Here is a 22,298-nt window from a genome sequence, read left to right as displayed (position 1 = left end):
GCCTCCCGGTCAGCGCTGGGCGACCAGCTTCTGGTTGGCGCTGACGAAGTCCAGCGCTTCACCGCCATGGGCCTTGGCATACTGCTCGGCCTGGTCCTTGAGCAGGAACGCCGCCAGTTCACCCTTGGCGTTACGCACGAACCAGGCCTGGTTCGCCAGCAACTTGATTCCGCTGTCGGCGGCCTGGGCGTAGATGGCGCGGATGTCCTTGCCCTCGTGCTCCAGCTGGGCCAAGGCGCCAAGCGCGGCCTCCGGCGAAGCGTAGTGGCGGACCTTGCCTTCGCCGCGCACCCAGATCTGTGCCAGGCGGCTGAAGTCGGTGATCGGTTTGCCTGTCAGCGCGTCATTGGCCTTGAGTGGCTGCGGATCGTAGTCTTTCAGCGCCTTGTCGTAGTCCAGGCCAGCCTCATTGAAGGCCGCACGGATGTATTGGTCGTCGATGAACTTGTCGGTGTCGAGGCCGCGGTCGGTCTTTTTAAGCAGCTTGAGCGTATCGATGGAGGTTGCGACTGCCTGACGGTATTCAGGCTTCCATGTCAGGTCGCGGGTCTGCAGGCCGAGCGGGCCATGGAACAGGTAATTGACCTCGGCCTCGATGCCGGTGACTTTCTCGATCAACTCGCTGTACTTCTCAGGTTCCGCAGCGATCAGCCGATCGGCTTCGAGGCTGGCGCGCAGGTAGGCGGTGACCACTTCGGGGTATTTCTTCGCATAATCGGCATCGACCAAAGCGCCATGGAAGGTCGGTGCGTTGGCCTGGGCGCCGTCATAGATCTTGCGGGCGAAGCCGCGGTTGGGGAACAGTTCGGCGAACGGCACGAAGTCGGCATGGGCCTCGATGCGGTTGCTACGCAGGGCGGAACCGGCGATTTCCGGCGCCTGGGCGATGATTCGCACATCCTTCTGCGGGTCCCAGCCCTGGGCTGCTACGGCACGCAGCAGCATGCCGTGGGCGGTGGAGGCGAACGGCACGGAAATGGTCCTGCCCTTGAGTTCAGCCAGCGACTGCACGCTGGACGCCGCCGGTACGACGATGCCATTGCCGCTGCCGTGCACGCTGCCCGACAGCACGCTTATGAACAGGCTGCGCTTGCCGGCATCCAGGTGAGCAACACCGTTGAACGACCCGGGGAAGTCGGCCATTGCACCGAAGTCGAGTTTGCCAGCGACCATTTCATTGGTCAGTGGCGCACCGCTGGTGAAGTTCTTCCACTCCACCTGATACTTGGCATCTTTGTATTTGCCGTCATGCGGCAGGTACTTGTCCAGCAGGCCAAGCTCGCGTATCAGCAGGCCACCAGTGGCGCAGTTGATGGTGGTGTCCTGGGTGCCAATGGCGATGCGGATGGTTTCGGCGCTGGCATTCAGGCCAGTGAGCGCCAGCGCGAGGCCGGCCACGGTTGCAACAAGGCGCATGGGTGTTTCCCCTCGAGTCGTTATAAGAGTTGGGTCGTCTCCGCCGCCCGGCTTGGGTGGTGGGAAACGAGGGGCACAGCAGGAGGGCGTCCGGTGGTGCGCCGGATGGCGGGATGAATCAGCGCAGCAGGTATGGGATGTCGACCTTCACCGCACCCGTGGGGCAGTCCTTTTCGCAGGGCATGCAGTACCAGCATTCGTCGAAGGCCATGTAGGCCTTCTGCGTGGCCGGGTTGATCGCCAGCAGGTCCATGGGGCAAACCTCCACGCAGACGGTGCAGCCTTTTTCGGCGATGCACTTGTCTTCGTCGATGGTGACGGGGGCGCTGCTGCGGAAGAAGATTTCTTGCGGCTGGTAGGCCATTTCACGGAGTCCTCGGGGCCTGCGGCCCTCGTTCTTCGAAGTGTTCACAGGACACAGCGTCGCCTAGGCTGCATCGGCCTTTACCCGCAGCTGGTCGTAGGCGGTCTGCTCTTGTGCGTCCAACGCAATCAGGTAAGGCTCGACCGCTTTCCTGAAACTGGTCATTTCACCGTTCTCGCCCTTTTTCAGATGGCAATGGCAGAACCACTCGCCATCATTGCGCTCAGGGAAGTCCACCCGGTGGTGGTACAGCCCCCAGCGGCTTTCCTCGCGGAACAGCGAGGCCCGCGCCGCCATCTCGGCGCAATCGCGAATCACCGAAACTTCCATCGCACGCATCAGTTCATGAGGGTTGCTGGCCTTCATCTGGTCCAGGTCACGTTCGATCTCTGCAAAGCGCTCCAGGCCGATTTCCATCTTTTTGGTCACCTTCGGCGGCTGCAGGTAATCGTTGACCATGCGTCTGAGCTTGTACTCGACCTGCGCCGGCGGCAGGCCATGCTGACGCTGCAGCGGGGCAAACACCCGCGCGCGCTCGCGCTCGACCTGTTCGGCATCGACCTCGGCGAGTTCGCGCCCGGTCACGTAATGCGCAGCGTTCACACCGGCAAACCAGCCATAGGTGAAGGCCCCGAGCATGTAGTTGTGCGGCACCGCTGCCATATCGCCCGCGGCATACAGCCCTTTGACGCTGGTCTCGGCCTTTTCATTGACCCACACCCCCGACGCCGAATGCCCCGAGCAGAAACCGATCTCCGAGATATGCATCTCGACCATGTGCTGGCGATAATCGGTGCCACGCCCGGCGTGGAACTGGCCACGACTGGGGCGCTCGTTGCTGTGCAAGATCTCTTCGATGTTCTGGATGGTTTCCTCGGCCAAGTGATCGAGCTTGAGGAACACCGGGCCATTGCCGCCCTCGAGTTCCTGATGGAACTCCCACATCATCTGGCCGCTCCAGTAGTCGCACTCGATAAAGCGCTCACCCTTGCTGTTGGCGGTATATCCACCCAGTGGGCCGGTGACGTAGGCACAGGCCGGGCCGTTGTAGTCCTTGATCAGCGGGTTGATCTGGAAGCACTCGAGGTTGGCCAGTTCGGCACCTGCATGGTAGGCCATGGCGTAGCCATCACCGGCGTTGGTCGGGTTCTCGTAGGTGCCCATCAGATAACCCGACGACGGCAGGCCCAGGCGCCCGGCCGCGCCGCAGGCAAGGATCACCGCCTTGGCCCGCACCACGCGAAACTCGCCGCTACGGCAATCGAAACCCAGCACGCCAGCGGCCGCGCCTTCACCATCGAGCAGCACACGGGTGCAGACCATACGGTTGCTGATTTCGACCCGGGCACGCTTGAGCTGACGGTACAGCACCTTCTTGATGTCGTGGCCTTCGGGCATGGGCAGCACGTAGGCGCCCATGTGGTGAACCTTTTTCACCGCGTAGTCGCCGGTCTCGTCCTTCTCGAACTTCACCCCCCAGCGGTCGAGTTGCTCGATGGTTTCAAAGCTGTGGGTAGCGTAGGCATGCACCGTGGCCTGGTTGACGATGCCGTCATTGGCCACGGTGATTTCCTTGGTGTACTGCTCGGGGGTGGCATGGCCTGGGATGATCGCGTTGTTCAGGCCATCCATGCCCATGCTGATGGCTCCGCTGCGCTTGACGTTGGCTTTGTCCAGCAGCAGCACGCGCAGGTTTTTGTCCTGCTCCTTGGCCTTGATCGCCGCCATCGGCCCGGCGGTACCGCCACCGATGACGATGATGTCGTAGTCCTGGGTCTGGATGCTCATGCCTTGCTCCCCTTCTGGCGGTCGATGCGCAGGCGGTACTGGAAAGCATCGCCGCGGTAGTAAAGGTGTTCGAAGTCCAGTGGCGTACCATCGGCGGCATGGGTCAGGCGCTCGATGCGCATGATCGGCGAGCCTTCTTCAACATCCAGGGCCTGGGTCAGGTCGCTGTCGGCCAGCACGGCATCGATGGCCAGGTCGGCGTGGCCAAGGGCAATGCCGCAGTCGTTTTCCAGGAGCAGGAAAATGTCGCGAGTGACAAGGTCGGCCTTTTCCAGTTTTTCGCCGACGGCCTTGGGCAACCAGGTCAGCTCCAGCGACACCGGCTCGCGGTTGATCAGCCGTACTCGACGAATCTCGGTGACCAGGCTGCCCTCCTCGACCTGCAGCCGCGCGGCCACCAATGCATTGGCTGGCACATGGCGGAAACTGCGCAGGCGGTTGATCACCTCGTAACCCATTTGCGTCATCGACTCGCCCAACCCCTGCAGGGTACTGACGTTCTGGAAAGCCTTGGGCTTGGCGACGAAGGTGCCCTTGCCGTGGATCTTGAAAATCAGCCCTTCCTTCTGCAGGTCGCCCAGCGCCTGGCGCACGGTGATGCGGCTGACGTCGAAAGCCTTGCCCAGTTCGCTTTCCGAGGGCATGCGGCTATGCGATGGATAAGTGCCGTCGAGGATGCGCTCGCGCAGCAATTCCTTGAGCTGGGTGTAAAGCGGTACCGGGGACAGGGGGAGCAGTTCGGCCATGGGGTCTCTTCGCTGATCGGATACTTGTTATAACAAGTTGTGACCAGAGAATAGAGGGCATAATAACTGCCGTGGAAATATCGATATCGCATATGGATAGATGCGTTTGTGATTGCTTCTGCCGGCCTCTTCTCGGCGAAAGGTAAAAACAGCTACAGATCAAGGCGATGGACGCCATCGGATCAGATGGGTATCATGCGTGCGCGTTGCACTCGTAGCTCAGCTGGATAGAGTACTGCCCTCCGAAGGCAGGGGTCGTGGGTTCGAATCCCGCCGAGTGCGCCATACCCCTCACAAAGCCCGCCTTGCGCGGGCTTTGTCGCTTCTGCAAGACAGTGTCGGCCTGCTCGCGTTATTTCGTTTGGCGCTTACTGAAGCCGGCTTTAGTCCTGATGGCTTTACCTGGTTGGATCCATCTGCTTAGAATAGTGGCATTATGCCTCATCCTTCAGATGGATCGTCGCAAGGTTAACCATACCCTCCAGGGAATCAGGAATGAAAATGCTGAAACACTGTCTGGCCTTGACCATCGCCGCCACCCTCGTGGGTTGCCAGGCGACCGGTGAGCAATACCAATCCGATGTGTTCGATGCCAGCCAGGTAAACACCCAGCAGGAAGCCAAGACCGTGAAAATCATCACGGTCTCGCCGACCAAGATCAAGGTCAGCAACGAGAAGAACCAGAAAGCCGCAATGATGGTGGGTGGTGTACTGGGTGCGCTGGGTGGCGCGGCGCTGGGTGCAGGCCACAACAAGGACACCGCGATCATCGGCGGCGTGGCAGGCGGTGGCGCCGGCGCACTGGCAGGGTCCCTGGTCAGCGATACCTCGCTGGTGCCCGGCGTACTGATCGGCTACTCGGAAAACGGCAAGATCTACACCTCCGCCCAGGTTGGCCGCCCGTGCGATTTCGAAGTGGGGGGCATCTCCCTGATGGTCATGACCATCTCCAACGAAACCCGCATCCAGCCAAATGCGACCTGCCCAGATCCGAAAAAGAGCTGAGGCCTGAGCACATGAAGCACATTGTTCTGGGCACCGCCCTCGCACTGTCTGCCGCCACTGCCATGGCAGGCCAGTTCGATCAGCTCTACCAGATCGAACAGCAGACCAAGCAATCCGAAGCCGCCCTGGAAACCGAACGCCTGCGCCAGGCCGCCGCCGCCGAGCAGCGCGCCGAAGCTCGCGAAGCTGCTGCCCGCCAGCAGCGCGCAGCGGCCCAACGTGCCTCCGCGCAGCGTGCCGCCGAGAAACAGCAGGCGCAAGCAGCCGAGCGCAAGCGCGTGCAGACCCGCGAAGAAGCCTACGAGGACGACCTGCGTGCGCTGGAGCTGGAAGAGCGTCGCCTGGCCCTGCAAGCGAAAAAGGCAAAGGTCGCCCGCGCCAACGACTACATCGATGCCGAACTGCGCGACAGCGCTGCACGCACCGACGTGATCCAGTCCAATGCAGACTCCGCACGCAACGTCACCTCGGGCGCCAAGTCGCTGCTCGAGGACGCCGGCAAGGCGGAAGTGAAACGCGCCGGCAGCCTGTTCGGCGAGTAACCATCCAGGTGCGGTCCCGGCCCGCAGGCCGTGACCGCCCGTTGCAGAGACAACATCATGCTACGTCTGATCATGCTGGCCACGGCCGGCCTGCTGCTGAGCGGCTGCCTGCAGGAAGAAGCCAAGTTCCCCACCGTCGACCTGCACGGTCGCCTGGTCGTCGACCAGGAAATGACCGCATCGCGTCAGGCGCAGGGCATCCAGGGCGAGTACTTCAAGCGCGTCCTCAGCGTGAATGGCCAGGACATGGCCTTCAACGACTTCGTCCAGCAATACTGCCCGGACAGCAATACCCGCAACGAAACCTGTATCAAGGCCTTCCGCATCAAGAAGATCGACGATGTCAGCGGTGCCACGAGGTTCCTGCCCAACGGGCTGTAATCACCGTTGGAAGCACTGGAAAGGCCCCGGCAACGCGCCCGGGGCTTTTTCGTTTGTGCGACATGTCGCGTTTCTGGCACTCCCGTGCCACGGGTCATTGGTGTTAGCGTGGGCGTCTTCCCGTTTCCCGACGGGTAACCCACAACAATGATTGGCGAAGGAATGCGCACAACCATGCACCTGAAAAAACTTACCGCCACCACCCTGCTGCTGGCCAGCATCGGCCTGTTCACCCAACCGGCACAGGCCAACCTTACCCAGCAGCAGTCCGCGGCCATCGTCAAAGCCTTCGACGGCAGCGACCCAAGCGACTTCAAGCAGTTCCTCGGCAAGCTCAAAGGCAGCGACCTGGCCAAGGCCGACAACCTCGCGGCAACCCTGGATGCCTACCTGGCCGGCAAGCCATTGGCCGCCGAGCAGCAGAACGAGATCAACCGCCTGCTCGGCCTGTATACCCGCATCAAGTACGGCAAGGCTGCCAGCGAAACCCTGCGTGAACTGGTGGCCATCCCCACCTTCAATGTCGAAGGCACGCCGCAGCACGAGAACCCCGAGTTCCTCAGGATCGCCGAAAAGATCAAGGCCCTGGCCGACAGCTTCGGCCTGGCTTTCCGCAATATCGACAACCGGGTGTACGAGATTTCGCTGGGCAGCGGTAAGGAAGTGGTCGGCATCCATGCCCACGCCGACGTGGTGCCGGTCAACCCGGACAACTGGAAGCTGGCCGATGGCACGCGCCTGGACCCGTTCAAGGTCACCCTGGTCGGTGACCGCATGTACGGCCGCGGCACCGAAGACGACAAGAACGGCATTGTCGTGGCGATGTACGCGCTGAAAGTGGCCAAGGACGAAAACCTGCCGCTGGCCCGCCAGTTCAAGCTGCTGATCGACACCACTGAAGAAACCAGCGGTGATGCCATCCCCTACTACTTCGAGCGCAACCCCACGCCCGACTACAACCTGGCCCTCGATGGCGGCTACCCGGTGGTCATCGCCGAGAAAGGCTACGGCACGATCATGGCCAGCTTCAGCAAGCGCCAGGCCAGTGGCAAGGGTGCCGAGATCGTCAACCTGACCGGCGGCCTGGCCACCAACCAGATCCCGACAACCTCGGTCGCGACCCTGGTCACCGACAACCCGGCGAAGCTGGCCAGCCAGCTGGAAAAAGCCGGCGCCGATTACGTGAAGCGCAATGGCGGCGACTTCAGCATCGCTGCCAAGGCCGATGGCAAGCAGGTGTTGCTCACCGTGACCGGCGTTTCCGCCCACTCTTCGGAGCCGGAGTCCGGGGTCAACCCGGTGGCGCGCATGCTTGGTTTCATCAACGGCCTGGGCAAGGATGTGCCGCTCAAGCACAACCACTTCACCGATGCCGCCCGCTATGCCGCCGACAACTGGGGCCTGGACTACCTGGGCAACAAGCTCGGCGTGGCCTTCAAGGATTCGTTCATGGGCCCGCTGACCGCCTCGCTGACCTTTGTCGGGGTGGATGAAAAAGGCCTGAAACTGGCGGTGAACCTGCGCATTCCGAAGGGCAAGCCCATTGCCAAGATCAAGGACGAACTGGCTGACAAGCTGGGCAAATGGACCCGGCAGAGCCATACCTCGGTGGCCTTCGACTACAGCCTGGACGAGCCGATGTACCGCAACCCCGAAGGCGAATGGGTCAAGGCCTTGCTGGACGTTGCCACCGAGAACCTGGGCATGAAGCACGAGTTCGGCACCTCGGCGGGTGCTACCTCGGTACACGACCTGCCTAACGGCGTGCAGTTCGGCCTGGCCATGCCGGATGTGAAGTACACCGGGCACAACGACAACGAGTTCAAGACCGTAGAGCAGTTCATGCTGGACTTGCAGGTGGTGAGCGAGATGGTGGCGCGGATCGGGCAGATGCCGAAGCTCTGAGCCAACTCTACCGGCCTCTTCGCGGCTAAAGCCTCCCACCTCGACCGCATCGGCCTCGAGCCAGGTGCTATCCCTGTGGGAGTGGCTTTAGCCGCGAAGAGGCCGGCACAGGCGACAACTCATGACGTTTTTCAATCGACTCGATGCCGTTTCCTGCATTGCCGTGCAGAGCGCCGTGCCGGATGCTTTATTTACTCCGAGACATCGCTTTTTCCCCAGCAGAGGCCCGTATGAAGACCGTCGAACAAATCCTCAAGACCAAGTCCCAGCATCAGACCGTGTACACCATCGGCCCGGATGACTCGGTACTCGAAGCACTGAAAATGCTGGCGGAAAAAAACGTCGGTGCGCTCCCGGTGGTCGAGGCCAACCAGGTGGTGGGTATCGTCAGTGAACGGGACTATGCGCGCAAACTGGTGCTCAAGGGCCGCTCGTCCGCCGCCACCCCTGTGCGCGAGATCATGAGTGCGCCGGTGGTCACCGTGGAACCGAAGCAGAAGCTCGACTACTGCATGAACCTGATGACCGACCGCCACCTGCGCCACCTGCCGGTGGTCGACAATGGCCAGCTGCTCGGCCTGCTGTCGATCGGCGACCTGGTCAAGGAAACCATCGCCGAACAGGCCAGCCTGATCCTGCAACTGGAGCAATACATCCGCGGTGAATGAAGCACCTCAATGGTAGGCGCGCTCCAGTTCGTCCAGCTGATGGTCGAAGCTGCGCAGGCGCGCCGACCAGGTGTACACCAGCACTTCCAGATCCCGATTGAGCACGGCAGTGTTGCCATTGCCGCTGCGGGTTGGTTCGCCCAGATCCAGCTGGTAGCGTTCACGGGCCATGGCCTGGGCCACGCTGGACAGGTCGCGGGCATTGGCCAGCCAGTGGTGGTGGTGGTCATGAATTTCGCGGTCGAGCAAGCGGCACTGGCGTTTCAGGGCATCCAGGCTCTGCTCCAGCGGCGTGCCCTTGAGCTCGCCCATGACCTCTTCGAAGGTGCGCCCCGAATGCCAGTAGCTGCCCCAGAAGTAGCGGTCGAACACCGTCTCGACGCGGCGCAGCGCAACCTTGGTGTTCCAGATGGTCAGCAACGTTCGCCCCTGCACCACCTCGCGCTTGTTCAGGTGCAGTTGCTGCCAGGCGATCCAGGCCAGCGCCACCAGTGCAACCGCCACGGTGACGGCGGCAGCGGCATACAGGAAGTGCACTGCCTGGTTCATCTGTTGCGATTGCCTGATGCCGTAGAAGTAACTGGCCGTCAGGGTGCCCAGGATCGTCACGGAGCACCAGAAACCCGGTGCGTAGGGATCTTTCATCGCGCTATCCCCTTGTTGTTTTCCTGAGCATAGCAACGGCCAATCACTCGTCAGGTGCCACTCGGCGCTTTATTTTCGAGGGCGGCGCAACGCTTCGTTGAGTTGATCGAATGGCTCCGCCCAGTCGGCATCCTCATTGATGCTGTCGTTGAGAAACTCGCGCTGGGAAGCGGTCCAGAACGGCGCATCCACCAACTTGATGTCGTTCTTCAGTGGCGAGTGGCTGGCGATGAACTGATCGATGCTCACCGCATCGTCAGGCAGGCCCAGTTGTTTGAACAGCTCGGCAAAGGGATGAATCGGCGCTTCCATGGTTCCTCCTGAGAGCCAGGCAAGCCGTCCACGACGCCCGCCCGGCATTGGTGTGAAAACATCAGCACAGCTCGCGCACTTCGGCGTGCGGCACCAGTTTCATGTACTGCTCCATGCTCATGTGGATCAGGTGATCGTGGTCACCCGCTTCCAGGTAGACATCGCCCTGGCGGGTCAAGCTCGGGTCGACCAGCATTTTTATCTGGTAGGCATCGCCAAGGGCCGGTACGGCACCGCGCTCGCAGTCGCCGAACAGGCTCGGCAGGCCGCTTTCACGGGTCAGTTGCCAGGCCCCGGACATGCGCACCTTGGTCATGTCCAGATGCCGGTTGGCCGGTAGCACGGCCATGATGTAGTTGCCATGACGGTCATCGAGCATCACCGACTTGGCGACCCGCTCGGCGGGCACGCCGGCCGTACGGGCCGACTCCAGGCTGGTGGCCGAATGTGGATGGGGAATGATGTCGTAATCGCAGTTGGCCTTGTCCAGGCGATCCTGCAGGGTCTTTGCCATACGCATGATGCACCTCCGGTTTCGCCCCCCAATTTCCAATTTTAGGCCGGGTACCAGCAGGCAGGGCTAAACTTGTGCAATAGAGGCAAACGAGGTGACGACAGGTGATCGCCCGCTGCTGGCGCTGGCTGTTGCTGGTGTTGCTGCTTGGCATTACGCCAGGCGGTCAGGCAGCGCCTGGTGCAGTCTGGGTGCTGGGTGTCGATGACGCCATCGGCCCTGCCAGCGCAGACTACCTGGTGCGCAGCCTCGACCAGGCCAAGGCACAGGGTGCACAACTGGTGGTTATCCGCATGGACACCCCGGGCGGGCTGGACAGCGCCATGCGCCAGATGATCAAGGCGATTCTCGCCAGCCCAGTGCCGGTCGCAACCTTCGTCGCCCCCAGCGGAGCCCGCGCCGCCAGCGCCGGCACTTATATCCTCTATGCCAGCCATGTCGCGGCCATGGCGCCCGGTACCAACCTGGGGGCCGCAACCCCCGTGCAGGTCGGTGCTCCGCCAGGCACGCCCAAGGATGACAAGGCCAAAGGCAGCGATGACGATACCCTCGCGCGCAAGCAGGTCAACGATGCGGCGGCCTACATCCGTGGCCTGGCGCAGCTGCGCGGGCGCAATGCCGACTGGGCGGAGAAGGCCGTGCGCGAGGCGGTCAGCCTGTCCGCCAGCGAGGCCTTGAGGCTTGACGTTATCGACCTGATGGCCGATGACCTGCGTGACCTGCTGCACAAGCTCGATGGCAAAACGCTCACTGTCGCTGGCCAGCCCCTGCAACTGCAGACCGCCGGCGCCAACCTGGTCGAGCACCTGCCGGACTGGCGCACACGGGTGTTGGCGGTCATCACCAACCCCAGCGTGGCGCTGATTCTGATCATGATCGGTGTGTACGGCCTGCTGTTCGAATTCATGAACCCCGGCTCGACGGTCGGCGGCGTGGTAGGCGGTATATGCCTGCTGCTGGCGCTATATGCCCTGCAGCTGTTGCCGGTGAGCTTCGCCGGGGTGGCGCTGATATTGCTCGGCATCGCCTTCATGATCGCCGAAGCCTTCCTGCCCAGTTTCGGCGTGGTCGGCTTTGGCGGCATTGTCGCCTTCGTGGTCGGCGCGCTGATCCTGATCGACACCGATGCCCCTGGCTTCGGTATCCCGCTGGCCCTGATCGGCATCCTGGCGGTGCTCTCGGCGCTGCTGATCGGCGGTGTGCTGGGCATGGCGCTCAAGGCCCGCCGACGGGCGCTGGTCAGCGGTGACGCCGGCCTGGTCGGCAGCCTGGTCACCGTCACACAGGTGATGGCGGGCAACCCGTTCTGTGGCTTTGTGCTGGCCCAGGGCGAGCAATGGCAAGCGCAGTGTGCAACGCCACTGCAAGCGGGCCAGAACGTGCGGGTGACCGCGCGCCATGGCGTCATGCTGGAAGTGAGCGCCGCCGCGCCCGCGGCGCAAGGAGAATGACCATGTTCATGCAATTGGGCTTCGGCGCGGTGCTGATCGTGCTGGCGATGCTGTTGCTGTCGGCGTTCCGCATCCTGCGCGAATACGAGCGCGGCGTGGTGTTCCAACTGGGGCGCTTCTGGCAGGTGAAGGGGCCGGGGCTGATCCTGCTGATCCCGGTAATCCAGCAAATGGTGCGGGTGGACCTGCGCACCGTGGTGCTGGATGTACCACCTCAGGATGTGATCACCCGCGACAACGTCTCGGTCAAGGTCAACGCCGTGCTCTACTTCCGAGTGCTCGACCCGCAGAAGGCGATCATCCAGGTCGAGGATTTCCTCGTGGCGACCAGCCAGCTGGCCCAGACCACGCTGCGCGCGGTGCTCGGCAAGCACGAACTGGATGAACTGTTGGCCGAACGCGAGCAACTGAACTCGGACATTCGTCAGGTGCTTGATGCACAGACCGATGCCTGGGGTATCAAGGTGGCCAACGTCGAGATCAAGCACGTCGATCTCAACGAATCGATGGTGCGCGCCATTGCCCGCCAGGCCGAGGCCGAGCGTGAACGTCGGGCCAAGGTGATCCATGCCGAAGGTGAGTTGCAGGCGTCGGAGAAGTTGATGCAGGCGGCGCAGATGCTGAGCAAGGAGCCAGGGGCGATGCAGTTGCGCTACATGCAGACGCTGGGGACGATTGCCGGGGACAAGAGCTCGACCATCGTCTTTCCGCTGCCGGTGGATTTGCTCAAGGGGTTGGTGGACAAGCAGAAATAGAGGTGGCCCATTCGCGGGCAAGCCCGCGAATGGCCTACATACGGTCTGTCAGACTGGCGCGCGACGCAGAGTCGCCAGGAAGGTGGCCGCGCCAATGAACAACCCGGCGAAAGTCCGGTTCAAACGCTTCTGCTGTTTGGGCGTACGCAGCAAGCGCAACACCCGCGCAGCCAACCCGGTATACCCCGCCATCACCAGCATATCCACGGCGACCATGGTCACGGTGATCGCCACATACTGGGGCAACAGCGGTTCATGCGGATTGATGAACTGCGGCAGCACCGCCAGCATGAACACCAGCGCCTTGGGGTTGCTGACGTTGACCAGGAAACCACGGAACACCAGGCTCAGCGGTTTGCCGATCGGACGCACGGCGGATTCATCGCTCATGTCCAAGGGCAGCGCACGCCACTGTTTGTAGGCCAGGTAGACAAGGTAGGCGACACCGAACCATTTGATTATCTGGAACGCCGTGGCCGAGGCAGCCAGAACAGCACCGACGCCGGCGGCGATGATGGCGATCTGCAGGATCAGGCCCAGTTGCAGGCCCAGGGCGTTCCAGTAACCACGCCAGAAACCGTATTGCAGGCCACTGGACATCGAGGCAATCGCCCCGGCGCCGGGTGAAAGGCTGATCACCCAACAGGCGGCAAAGAAGCCCAACCACACTTCCATCGACATCACACACCTCGCTCGGACATATGTTGCAAAACGTTAAGCTAAGGTGTTGGTGAAAAAATAACCAGTAAATTTTGCAGGATTTACTCCGTCAGTACCGGCCTCTTCGCGGGCTTGCCCGCTCCCACAGGTATTGCGCTGCTCTCAAAGGCTATGGATTTCCTGTGGGAGCGGGCAAGCCCGCGAAGAGGGCCGTACAGGATTAATCAATCCACCTCGGCGGACGACTCTTTGTGCATGGACTGCACCTCAGCCCCGCGCCAGCGCCGTACTGACTTCTGGAAGAACTGGCTATTGGGCACCTGCACCAGCGCCCCGCCCGCCTCGGGCATTTCCATCAGCGTGGTGAACAGCAGGTTGATGGCAATCACCCGGCCCTTGACGCCCGGCTTGTCGAGGGTGTCGACCAGTTCGACCACATCACCAATACGAAACGGCCCGACGGTGAAGATCAGCACCGCGCACAGCAGGTTGGACAGCACGCTCCACATGGCGAAGAAAGCCACTGCTGCCACCGCGACGAAGCCGGACAGTGCTGTCCACAGTACCGTCGCCGATACACCCAGGCGCTCCAGCACGAACAGCAACGCGCTGCCCATGATCAGCCAGCGCAGGCCACCACGCACCGGCACCAGCAGCTCCGGCGGCAACGGGTAACGCTGGCTCAGGCGGCTCAGCCCGCGTGCAACGATGCGCTGCAGGACGAAGGCCACTACCAGGATCAACAGTATCTGCAAGCCCAGCCAGAAGGTGTCCATCCATTGCCCTGGCAGCAGCGAACGCAGTTCCTCCATCAGGACAGCGCCTCGAGCTCGGCCTGCATGCTTTCGAGGGTTTCCAGCGCTTCCATCCAGGCCTCTTCCAGTTCGCCTTCGCGCTGCTTCAGCTTGGTCTGGCGCGCCAGCAGGTCACGCAACTCGTCCTTGCGCGACGCGTCGTAGAGGCCACCATCACCCAGCGCGGTCTCGATCTCGGCCAGTTGCGCGTGCACCTGGTTGAGCTCGGCTTCCAGCTTGTCGGCAGCCTTCTTGTGCGGGGCCAGTTGCTGACGCAAGGCTGCGGCAGCCTGGCGTTGGGCCTTCTTGTCGGTCTTGTCCGGGTTGACCGGGGTGGTACTGGCCGGCGCGCTGCGCTGGCGGTACTCGACCAGCCAGCGGCTGTAGTCGTCCAGGTCACCATCGAAGATGTCGACCTTGCCGTCGGCCACCAGCAGGAAGTCGTCGGTGGTGCTCTTGAGCAGGTGACGGTCGTGCGACACCACCACCACGGCACCGGCAAACTCCTGCAGGGCCATGGTCAGCGCCAGGCGCATTTCCAGGTCGAGGTGGTTGGTCGGTTCGTCGAGCAGCAGCAGGTTCGGTCGCTCCCAGGCGATCAGGGCCAACGCCAGGCGGGCCTTCTCACCACCGGAGAAGTTCACCACCGGCTCGTCGACGCGATCGCCATGGAAGTCGAAGCCGCCCAGGAAGTCGCGCAGGGTCTGCTCACGCTCGGTGGGAGCAATGCGCTGCAGGTGCAGCAGCGGGCTGGCCTTGTCGTCCAGAGAGTCCAGCTGGTGCTGGGCGAAGTAGCCCACGGCCAGGTTCTCACCCCGCACCAGGCGGCCCGATAGTGGCTCGAGCTCGCCAGCGAGGTTCTTGATCAGGGTCGACTTGCCAGCGCCGTTGGGGCCGAGCAGGCCAATGCGCGCACCGGGGGTGAGCTGCAGCTTGACCTTGTCGAGGATCGCCTTGTCACCGTAGCCCAGGCGGCCTTCGGACAGGCTCAGCAGCGGGCTGGAGATTTTCTGCGACTCGCGGAAAACGAAGTCGAACGGCGAATCGACATGCGCCGCCGATAGCTCCTCCATGCGCTCCAGGGCCTTGATCCGGCTCTGTGCCTGGCGGGCCTTGGTGGCCTGGGCCTTGAAGCGGGCAATGTACTTTTCCATGTGCGCACGCTGGGCCTGCTGTTTCTCGTAGGCCTGCTGCTGTTGCGCCAGGCGCTCGGCCCGGGTGCGCTCGAAGGCAGTGTAGCCGCCCTTGTACAGGTTCAGCTTGCGCTGCTCGACGTGCAGCACATGGTCGACCACGGCATCGAGGAAGTCGCGGTCGTGGGAGATCAGCAACAACGTGCCGGGGTAGCCCTTGAGCCAGTCCTCCAGCCACAGGATAGCGTCCAGGTCCAGGTGGTTGGTGGGCTCGTCGAGCAGCAGCAGGTCGGAGGGGCACATCAGGGCCTGGGCCAGGTTCAGGCGCATCCGCCAGCCACCGGAGAAGTCGCCGACGCGGCGGTCCATCTGTTCGTTGGTGAAACCAAGGCCGGCCAGCAACTTGCGTGCGCGGGCGTCGGCGGTATAGCCGTCGGCGCTATCCAGCTCAATGTGCAGGCGCGCCAGGGCGGTACCGTCGTGGGCCTGCTCGGCCGCAGCGAGTTCGGCCTGGACCTTGCGCAGGCGCACGTCACCGTCGAGCACATAGTCCACGGCCAGGCGGTCGAGGGTATCGACCTCCTGGCGCATGTGGGCGATGCGCCAGTCACCGGGCAGCTGGCAATCGCCGGCATCGGGCGACAGCTCACCGCGCAGCAAGGCGAACAGGCTGGATTTTCCGGCGCCGTTGGCGCCGATCAGGCCGGCCTTGTGACCGGTGTGCAGGGTCATCTCGGCGCCTTCTAGCAAGCGCTGCGGACCACGCTGTAAAGTGAGGTTGGATAGTCTGATCATGATGGTCGCGGAGTCTACCAGCTTCCTCGGCCCATAGCGCGAGTGGAACCATGCACACCGACCTGTGGAATCACGCCCTGGCCCTGTACGCCAGGCCCGGCGTGGAAGCCGCCTGCCTTGAACTGCAGGCGCTGGGTGGCGATGTCTGTCTGCTGCTGTGCGCAACCTGGCTGCAGGCGCGTGGCGTGGCCGTGCGGGACGAACGCGTACACGCATTGCGCGAGGTTACCGAGCCCTGGCAGCGCGAAGTGGTCAACCCATTACGTAGCTTGCGCCAACAGTGGCGAGCAGCAGCGCAAAGTGATGCGCAGCTGGCGGCGTTGCGTGAGCAGGTTAAAGGGTTGGAATTACAGGCCGAGAAAGCCTTGCTGGAACGCTTGCAGGAGCGTTCGCGACAATGGCCGGCAAGCGCCCATGAGCCCATGGACGACTGGCTGGCCCGGCTGGCGCCGGACCAGGCCCGCCACCACGACGCGCTGGTTGGATTGCGCGTCGCGGCGGCAGCGCTTCAGGACGCCGAAGACGGTGCCTGAGCCGGGGTGCTGGCAGGTGCCGATGGCGCTACCGAAGCTGCCGGGGTGGCCGAGTTGGTCGCGGCGGCCAGATTGCTGGCGGCTGGCGTAGCCGGTTTGGCTTCGGCTGGCTTGCTGGCAACAGGCTTGGCAGCTGCTGGCTTGGCGGCGGGTTTGGCGGCCGTACGTGCTGGGGCCTTGGCGGCAGCTGGTTTCGCGGCCGGCTTGGCAGCAGCGGCTTTGGCTGGCGTTTTGGCCGCCGCTGGCTTGGCTGCAGGTTTAGCGGCTGCGGTGGCTTTGGCTGCTGGCTTGGCTGCAGGTTTGGCAGCAGCAGTGGCCTTGGCGGCTGGCTTGGCCGCAGGTTTGGCAGCAGCAGTAGCCTTGGCAGTTGGCTTGGCTGCAGGTTTGGCAGCAGCAGTGGCCTTGGCGGCTGGCTTCGCTGCAGGCTTGGCAGCAGCAGTGGCTTTGGCGGCTGGCTTCGCTGCAGGTTTGGCAGCAGCAGTGGCTTTGGCAGCTGGTTTGGCTGCAGGCTTGGCAGCAGCAGCGGCCTTGGCGGCTGGCTTGGCCGCAGGTTTGGCAGCAGCAGTGGCCTTGGCGGCTGGCTTGGCTGCAGGTTTGGCAGCAGCAGTGGCCTTGGCGGCCGGCTTGGCTGCAGGTTTGGCCGCAGCAGCCTTGGTGACGGGTTTGGCGGCTGCCGGTTTGGAGGTCTTGGCAGCACGCTGGTCAAGCGCCTTGGCTGCAGCTTCGCGAACCTTGCCTACACCTTGGGCCAGCTTGAGGCTGTCCTGGGCATCGCGCTTGAGTTGCTGAATATAAGAACGAGTCTGGGTTTGACGTTCCTTGAGGGAGTCGAGCAGTTCTTCAAGTTCGCCAATGACTTTTTGCGCCTTGGTCTGCGCCTTGGCTTTACCTGCCTTGGCCGCGTCTTGCAGTTTCAGGCGACCGTTGTGCAGTTTTTCCTGGGCCTTGCCACGCTGCTTTTCCAACTTGGCCAGCAGTTTTTCCGCATCAGCCAGCGCTTGCGAGCAGGCATCTTCCAAGTGTTCGAGCAAGCTGCCCGAAAGTTGCTGGAGCAGGTGTAACGGCGTGCTTACTGGCTTCTTTTTAGCCGACATGGTTTACCTCCTGGCTGACGAGATTGCGGCTCATACTATGCTTCTGCTGCTACCGCCGCTAGGGCATGTTGACAGTATTGTTTACGCCGCGTTGCATGCCTGGGCAAAGTTGTTATCTTGCAGCTCCGAGCAAGTGTAGTTGCTGAATAAATCATTGCTGATATTTGGCAGTTATCTGTATTGCACAGCACTCCTGTAGGAGCGGCCTTGTGTCGCGATGGGCTGCGGAGCAGCCCCTTGATTTCAGCACCACCGCAGATATTGCCGGGGCTGCTTTGCAGCCCTGTCGCGACACAAGGCCGCTCCTACAGGGACCGCGAGCACACAATACAAATCGGAACACTGGCATACTTCCCCGCTCATTGGCGCAGGAACTGACCATGCCTCGATATCTTCTTTTAGGTTTATGCCTGCTGGCACCCATCGCCCTGGCCGACAGCGAAGAACATGACCTCGCCTACAGCATCGGCGCCAGCCTGGGTGAGCGGCTGCGCCAGGATATGCCGGGCCTGCAGTTGGATGCGCTGGTAGAAGGCCTGCGCCAGTCCTACCAGGGGCAACCGCTGAAACTCGACAAGGCACGCATGCAGGCTTTGCTCCAGCAGCAGGAAGCACAGGAAGGCGATGCCGCCATGCAGAAGCTGCAAGCTGCCGAAACACGCTTCATGGCCAACGAGCGTGGTCGTTATGGCGTGCACGAACTACCGGAGGGTGTGCTCTACAGCGAACTGCAAACAGGCACGGGCGCGCAGCCCAAAGCCGGTGGCAAGGTGCAGGTGCGCTATGTGGGCAGGCTGCCAGACGGCTCGGTGTTCGACCAGAACCAGACGCCCCAGTGGTTCAGCCTGGACTCAGTCATCGAAGGGTGGCAGGTGGCCTTGCCAAAAATGCACGCTGGCGCCAAATGGCGCCTGGTGATCCCGTCGGCGCTAGCGTATGGCGCCGAGGGTGCGGGCGACCTGATTGCACCCTACACCCCCCTGGTGTTCGAGATAGAACTGCTGGCGGTTGGCGACTGACGCCAACACTCACGCCGGTAATGCGCCTTCTTCCTTGTGCGCGTTGTGCAACACTTCGATCAGGCAGTCTTCCAGTTCGAAGCGCTCGTGCAGCAGGCCACCCAGCTTGCCCAGCTTTTCGGCAAAGCGCTCGGTGTTTTTGCACTCACCCTTGGCGCAATGGTCATTGAAGGCCAATGCGACCTGAGTACTGTCGTTGATCCGTGGGTTGATCTCTTCGGCCAGCTTCAGCGCCTTCTCGTCGCCGAAGGCCTTGGCCTCACTGACCAACTGCTCGCAGACTTCGAAATGCCACGCCGAAACGTAGTCAACGAGGAGCGCGCAAAAGTCCCCGTTCGTGTCCTTGTCGGCGAAGGCCGGCTTGGCATCGCGCAGCGCGCGGAAAGCCTGCACCAGTTCCTGGCGCTCCTCCAGCCAGCGGTCGATCAGTTTGTGAACCCCACCCCAGCGTTCCTGAGCGTTCTGACAACTATCGAGCATGGCGATCTCTTCCCTTCTGGGTAGATGCCGCTGCACCTCGCACCACGACCGTGCAGCACAAAGGTGACATCAGCAGGCGGCATCGAGCAGTTGTGTTTTCGGTATGCGTGCAGGGAGATTATTCCCGCGCGTGCTGCCCTTCAAGGTACGCAGCGGACAAAGTTCATACAAGTGTTTAATACCCAGTTACACGGCCATTGGTCGTGCCAATGGTGCAACCTTGCGCCAAGTCATGTTCTCGCCAGGGTGCGGAAACGATACGCCAGCAGACAACTCAAGGGCAGCATTGCCAGCAGCAGGAACGCCAACAGGCTCCACTCGGGCAGGGTCAGGTCGAGGAAGCTCCAGGTCAGCGAGTTGCAATCCGGGCCGCCGAACAACAATTGCCGGGCTGCCTCGCCCCAGGATTGCTCGATCAGCCGCCCGAGCGGCACCGGGCAGACAGCGATGGCCCCGTCATCCCCCTGCAACCACACATGTCGCGCTGCCAGCAACGCCCCGGCCAGCGAACAGCCCAGCGTCGCCCGCGCATAACAACGAATGCCCGCCGTACCCGGTGCCTGCAGCACTGCCGCCAGGCACAGCATTGCGTACACTCCAAGCAGCAACCGCTGGCTGAAACACAACGGGCAGGGCACCAGCCCGAGGACGCTTTCCAGGTGGAAGGACGCAGCCAGTACCGCCAGTGCAGCAAGGCAGGCAGGTAGGAAAAAGGTGCGCAAACGGGCCGGCAGCATGGGCGGTGAAGGTCCCGGGATAATGAAGAGGCTTGAAACGGTAGAGGAAAGAAGCGCTTTGTTTCAAGGCGCGACAGTAAGGACAAGTCGCTGAATCGCTAAGGAAATTTCCAACCATGCGGTAGGAAACGTCTGAAGAAATGGACTGCAGATCTAACTTACACAGAGAGAAAAGTTACCCGCCCCCGAAGCCCGCACCTTTGCGCGGGCCCTGGGGTAGGTCAGGCGCGTACGCCTTCGGGCAAAGGCAGGGCCAGCAGGCGCTCGTCCAGCAGGCCGAGGCCCTCTTGGAACAGCTGGTTGCTGCGCTCGGTCTCGCCAAGGCCGGCGAGCAGGCGCGCCAGCTCGGCACAGGCCTCGGGGTTGCGTTCCATGCGCAGGCTGCTTTCCAGATAGTCCCGTGCCTTGCCCCACAAGCGGTTCTGCAGGCTCAGACGGCCCAGGGTTAGCAGCAGGCTGGCATCTTGCGGGTGGGCCTTGAGCCAACCTTCGGCTGTTTGCAGCTGGCGCGCCGGGTCATCGCCGCGCACCAGGCCGTACAGGCGTGCCAGATGGCTTTCGTATTCACGCTTGAGAGCGGTGCGAAGCACTTGTTCCGCTTCGCTCTGGGCGCCCACCTGACGCAATTGCTCGGCATAGGCCAGCACCAGTTGTGGCTCCTGGCGCTGGGCAGCAGTCAGTTGCTGCCAGGCGCGCTCCAGAGCCTGACGGGCGCTTTGCGCATCCTCGCCACGGGTGGTGGCCAGGCTCAGGTTCTGGCCCCAGGCACGTTGCTCCAGGGCAGCCAGCTCGGCGGCCGGCAGCACCTTGCCCTTGCGCAGGTCAGGCAGCAGGCGGATCAGGGCAGACCAGTCGCCGCGTTCCAGGTGCAGGCGCTGCAGTAGGCGCAGCACCTGGCCGTTGTGCGGGTGGCGCTCCTGCATCGCCAGCAGGGTTTCCAGCGCGCCGTCGCTTTCGCCACGGTCCATCTGCAATTGCGCATGGGTCAGGGCAATAGCCAGCTCCGCTTGCGGCTGGCGCTCCAGAGCACGTTCCAGCAGGTTGTCGCTGTCTTCGGTTCGGCCTTGCTCGTTGGCGGCACGCGCGGCACCAAGGTAATACAGCAACGGCTGGCGCTCGGCCTCGGCGGCACGGTGCAGATGGCGCTGGGCACTGGCCCAACGGCCCTCGGCGAGGTCCAGCTGGCCCTGCTCGATGGCCAGACGAACACGCCGGCTGCGATTACGCCGCGACCACGGGTTGACCACGCCACTGGAAGTCAGCACCAGGCCGACCAGGTAGCGCACCAGCCACAGCAACAGCACCACAACCAGCAAGCCGGCCAAGGCCGCCCACAGCCCCGACTGGTAGCGGAAGCTGCCATAGGAGATCAGCACGTAGCCGCTGTGCTTGGCGACCGCGATACCTAGCGCCGCGGCGACCACGATCGCCAGCACGGCCAGCAGGTAGACACGCTTCATGGCTTGCCCCCTTCAGCATCGGCCGGCAGGTGGCGGCGCTGGATATAGGCCTGCACTGCGGCCAGACTTTCGCTGAGGTCAGGGGTAACCACCGACACCGGCTGTTCGGCCAAGGCATTGAGGCTGTCAAGCATGGCCTTGCTTTGCGGGTTGTCGGCGTTGAAGTTGGCCAGCAGCACGCTGCGGGCGTCGTCCAGCGCCTGGGTGTAGACCTTGCTATCGCCATTGAGCGCTGCCCACTGGGCCTGCTCGATGGTCAGGCTCAGGGCCAGACGCAGCTGGTTCAGTTGCTGCCCGGCCAGCAGCGGACGCACGTTGTCATCGGCGTTGAAGTCGATCTGGAAGTACTTGGAGATTTCGGCCCACCATTGGGACAGGCGACTGGCGCCATCACCATCGGCGGTGAGCGCGCCCAGGGCATCGGCATTGGTGTCGAACTCTGGCGACTGGGCGCTGAGTTGCTGCACCAGCTCGCGCTGAGCGGCGAGTTTCAGGAACAGGCCGGTACGGTCCGGTTGCTGAGTGCTGTTGAGCGTGGCCAGGCTGCGCGCCAATTGCTCACGGGCGGCGAAGGCACCCGGATCGCTCTGCTCGCGCAGGATCTCGTCCGCCCCCTCGACCAAGGCCTTGGCACTGGTGATGTCCTGCAGCGCCGACAGGCGCAGGGTGGCCAGGCGCAGCAGGTGCTCGGCCTCGGCCAGGCGCCATTCCTTGCGGCTTTCGCCCAGTATGGTTTCCAGGCGCTGGCTGAGACGTTGCTGGTCACCCTGCAACTGTGCCACCAGGCGGCGGCGGTCTTCCAGCTCGCTGGCTGCCGGCAGGCTGGCCAGTTGCGCGCTGATCTGCTGCTCACGCTGCTGCAGGGCCTCGGCGCGCTGGTTCAGCGCCTCGATGTGCTGGCCCTGGTTGAATTCGCTGCCTTGCAGTTGACGCACCTGCCAGACACCCCAGCCACCTACCGCCACCCCGGCCGCGCCCAACAGCAGGGCCAGCGTTGCCAGGCCACTGCCGGAGCGCTTGGCAGGTGGGGTGGTGACGGGTTCCGCCGGCGCCTGTGCCGACGGCTGATCGTTATTGGACAAGACAGTCTCGCTCACGTAT

24 protein-coding genes and 1 tRNA gene are annotated in these 22,298 nt (G+C 62.9%); 10 read left to right on the top strand and 15 right to left on the bottom strand.

Going from position 1 to position 22,298, the window contains the following annotated elements; genetic code table 11:
• Positions 1 to 9: 9 nt before the first annotated feature.
• The 4 genes from GEV38_RS01265 to GEV38_RS01250 form a co-directional block, all read right to left on the bottom strand.
• Positions 10 to 1,416: an ABC transporter substrate-binding protein gene (locus GEV38_RS01265; protein ID WP_054573372.1), complete on the bottom strand. Its 1,407-nt coding sequence runs from the start codon at positions 1,414 to 1,416 to the stop codon at positions 10 to 12.
• A gap of 118 nt (positions 1,417 to 1,534) precedes the next feature.
• Positions 1,535 to 1,780: a ferredoxin family protein gene (locus tag GEV38_RS01260; RefSeq protein WP_008096634.1), complete on the bottom strand. Its 246-nt coding sequence runs from the start codon at positions 1,778 to 1,780 to the stop codon at positions 1,535 to 1,537.
• Positions 1,781 to 1,843: 63 nt separating this feature from the next.
• On the bottom strand, positions 1,844 to 3,568 hold the full coding sequence (locus GEV38_RS01255; protein ID WP_015268563.1) for a fumarate reductase/succinate dehydrogenase flavoprotein subunit: 1,725 nt from the start codon (positions 3,566 to 3,568) through the stop codon (positions 1,844 to 1,846).
• On the bottom strand, positions 3,565 to 4,314 hold the full coding sequence (locus tag GEV38_RS01250) for a GntR family transcriptional regulator (protein WP_015268562.1): 750 nt from the start codon (positions 4,312 to 4,314) through the stop codon (positions 3,565 to 3,567). The genes GEV38_RS01255 and GEV38_RS01250 overlap by 4 nt, the downstream gene beginning before the upstream one ends.
• Before the next feature lie 208 nt (positions 4,315 to 4,522).
• Here GEV38_RS01250 and GEV38_RS01245 point away from each other — a divergent pair.
• From GEV38_RS01245 to GEV38_RS01220, 6 genes are all read left to right on the top strand, one after another.
• Positions 4,523 to 4,599 (top strand) — tRNA-Arg (locus tag GEV38_RS01245).
• A gap of 216 nt (positions 4,600 to 4,815) precedes the next feature.
• Positions 4,816 to 5,319, top strand: coding sequence for a hypothetical protein (locus GEV38_RS01240; RefSeq protein WP_015268561.1), 504 nt, complete (start codon positions 4,816 to 4,818; stop codon positions 5,317 to 5,319).
• A gap of 11 nt (positions 5,320 to 5,330) precedes the next feature.
• Positions 5,331 to 5,861 (top strand): DUF5384 family protein, encoded by a 531-nt coding sequence (locus GEV38_RS01235; RefSeq protein ID WP_015268560.1) that lies wholly within the window; start codon positions 5,331 to 5,333, stop codon positions 5,859 to 5,861.
• 57 nt (positions 5,862 to 5,918) lie between these two features.
• Positions 5,919 to 6,242 carry a hypothetical protein gene (locus GEV38_RS01230; RefSeq protein ID WP_015268559.1) on the top strand — a complete coding sequence of 108 codons (324 nt, stop codon included), beginning with the start codon at positions 5,919 to 5,921 and terminating at the stop codon, positions 6,240 to 6,242.
• A gap of 174 nt (positions 6,243 to 6,416) precedes the next feature.
• The gene (locus GEV38_RS01225; RefSeq protein ID WP_015268558.1) at positions 6,417 to 8,147 is read left to right on the top strand and encodes a dipeptidase; all 1,731 of its coding nucleotides are present in this window, start codon (positions 6,417 to 6,419) and stop codon (positions 8,145 to 8,147) included.
• A 230-nt stretch (positions 8,148 to 8,377) separates the two neighbouring features.
• Entirely contained in the window at positions 8,378 to 8,815 is a 438-nt protein-coding gene (locus GEV38_RS01220) for a CBS domain-containing protein (protein WP_054573371.1), read from the top strand.
• 6 nt (positions 8,816 to 8,821) lie between these two features.
• Here the strand turns inward: GEV38_RS01220 and GEV38_RS01215 are convergent, their stop codons facing one another.
• The 3 genes from GEV38_RS01215 to GEV38_RS01205 all read right to left on the bottom strand — a co-directional run bounded on the left by GEV38_RS01215 (position 8,822) and on the right by GEV38_RS01205 (position 10,292).
• Positions 8,822 to 9,460: a hypothetical protein gene (locus GEV38_RS01215; protein WP_015268556.1), complete on the bottom strand. Its 639-nt coding sequence runs from the start codon at positions 9,458 to 9,460 to the stop codon at positions 8,822 to 8,824.
• Between the two features lie 69 nt (positions 9,461 to 9,529).
• Positions 9,530 to 9,772, bottom strand: coding sequence for a DUF2789 domain-containing protein (locus GEV38_RS01210; protein ID WP_015268555.1), 243 nt, complete (start codon positions 9,770 to 9,772; stop codon positions 9,530 to 9,532).
• Between the two features lie 61 nt (positions 9,773 to 9,833).
• A complete protein-coding gene (locus GEV38_RS01205) occupies positions 9,834 to 10,292 on the bottom strand; it encodes an aminoacyl-tRNA deacylase (protein ID WP_015268554.1) in 459 nt (152 codons plus the stop codon).
• Positions 10,293 to 10,390: 98 nt separating this feature from the next.
• Here GEV38_RS01205 and GEV38_RS01200 point away from each other — a divergent pair, with 98 nt between their 5' ends.
• Positions 10,391 to 11,737 carry a nodulation protein NfeD gene (locus GEV38_RS01200; protein WP_015268553.1) on the top strand — a complete coding sequence of 449 codons (1,347 nt, stop codon included), beginning with the start codon at positions 10,391 to 10,393 and terminating at the stop codon, positions 11,735 to 11,737.
• A gap of 2 nt (positions 11,738 to 11,739) precedes the next feature.
• Positions 11,740 to 12,492: a slipin family protein gene (locus GEV38_RS01195; protein WP_015268552.1), complete on the top strand. Its 753-nt coding sequence runs from the start codon at positions 11,740 to 11,742 to the stop codon at positions 12,490 to 12,492.
• A 48-nt stretch (positions 12,493 to 12,540) separates the two neighbouring features.
• Here the strand turns inward: GEV38_RS01195 and GEV38_RS01190 are convergent, their stop codons facing one another.
• The 3 genes from GEV38_RS01190 to GEV38_RS01180 form a co-directional block, all read right to left on the bottom strand.
• A complete protein-coding gene (locus tag GEV38_RS01190; RefSeq protein WP_015268551.1) occupies positions 12,541 to 13,173 on the bottom strand; it encodes a LysE family transporter in 633 nt (210 codons plus the stop codon).
• Positions 13,174 to 13,376: 203 nt separating this feature from the next.
• On the bottom strand, positions 13,377 to 13,964 hold the full coding sequence (locus GEV38_RS01185) for a mechanosensitive ion channel family protein (protein ID WP_015268550.1): 588 nt from the start codon (positions 13,962 to 13,964) through the stop codon (positions 13,377 to 13,379).
• A complete protein-coding gene (locus GEV38_RS01180) occupies positions 13,964 to 15,874 on the bottom strand; it encodes an ATP-binding cassette domain-containing protein (RefSeq protein WP_015268549.1) in 1,911 nt (636 codons plus the stop codon). Before GEV38_RS01180 ends, GEV38_RS01185 begins: the two co-directional genes overlap by 1 nt.
• Positions 15,875 to 15,924: 50 nt before the next feature.
• Here GEV38_RS01180 and GEV38_RS01175 point away from each other — a divergent pair, with 50 nt between their 5' ends.
• On the top strand, positions 15,925 to 16,407 hold the full coding sequence (locus GEV38_RS01175; RefSeq protein ID WP_015268548.1) for a TIGR02444 family protein: 483 nt from the start codon (positions 15,925 to 15,927) through the stop codon (positions 16,405 to 16,407).
• Here GEV38_RS01175 and GEV38_RS01170 read toward each other — a convergent pair.
• On the bottom strand, positions 16,383 to 17,501 hold the full coding sequence (locus GEV38_RS01170; RefSeq protein WP_015268547.1) for an AlgP family protein: 1,119 nt from the start codon (positions 17,499 to 17,501) through the stop codon (positions 16,383 to 16,385). The two genes, GEV38_RS01175 and GEV38_RS01170, sit on opposite strands and share 25 nt — an antisense overlap.
• 380 nt (positions 17,502 to 17,881) lie before the next feature.
• Here GEV38_RS01170 and GEV38_RS01165 point away from each other — a divergent pair, with 380 nt between their 5' ends.
• The gene (locus GEV38_RS01165; protein WP_015268546.1) at positions 17,882 to 18,520 is read left to right on the top strand and encodes an FKBP-type peptidyl-prolyl cis-trans isomerase; all 639 of its coding nucleotides are present in this window, start codon (positions 17,882 to 17,884) and stop codon (positions 18,518 to 18,520) included.
• A 9-nt stretch (positions 18,521 to 18,529) separates the two neighbouring features.
• Here GEV38_RS01165 and GEV38_RS01160 read toward each other — a convergent pair whose 3' ends face one another.
• The 4 genes from GEV38_RS01160 to GEV38_RS01145 all read right to left on the bottom strand — a co-directional run bounded on the left by GEV38_RS01160 (position 18,530) and on the right by GEV38_RS01145 (position 22,294).
• Positions 18,530 to 19,000, bottom strand: a complete 471-nt coding sequence (locus GEV38_RS01160) for an Rsd/AlgQ family anti-sigma factor (RefSeq protein ID WP_015268545.1) — start codon at positions 18,998 to 19,000, stop codon at positions 18,530 to 18,532.
• A gap of 230 nt (positions 19,001 to 19,230) precedes the next feature.
• Positions 19,231 to 19,737 (bottom strand): disulfide bond formation protein B, encoded by a 507-nt coding sequence (locus tag GEV38_RS01155; RefSeq protein ID WP_015268544.1) that lies wholly within the window; start codon positions 19,735 to 19,737, stop codon positions 19,231 to 19,233.
• A 221-nt stretch (positions 19,738 to 19,958) separates the two neighbouring features.
• Positions 19,959 to 21,197: a heme biosynthesis protein HemY gene (locus GEV38_RS01150; protein WP_015268543.1), complete on the bottom strand. Its 1,239-nt coding sequence runs from the start codon at positions 21,195 to 21,197 to the stop codon at positions 19,959 to 19,961.
• Positions 21,194 to 22,294 (bottom strand): uroporphyrinogen-III C-methyltransferase, encoded by a 1,101-nt coding sequence (locus GEV38_RS01145; protein WP_015268542.1) that lies wholly within the window; start codon positions 22,292 to 22,294, stop codon positions 21,194 to 21,196. The genes GEV38_RS01150 and GEV38_RS01145 overlap by 4 nt, the downstream gene beginning before the upstream one ends.
• Positions 22,295 to 22,298 lie beyond the last annotated feature (4 nt).

The sequence above is a fragment of the Pseudomonas sp. 13159349 genome, from assembly GCF_013305685.1.
In the GTDB taxonomy this organism is placed as follows: domain Bacteria; phylum Pseudomonadota; class Gammaproteobacteria; order Pseudomonadales; family Pseudomonadaceae; genus Aquipseudomonas; species Aquipseudomonas asiatica.
Note: the sequence above shows the minus strand (reverse complement) of the source record. Positions and strands in the feature narration are given on the sequence as shown.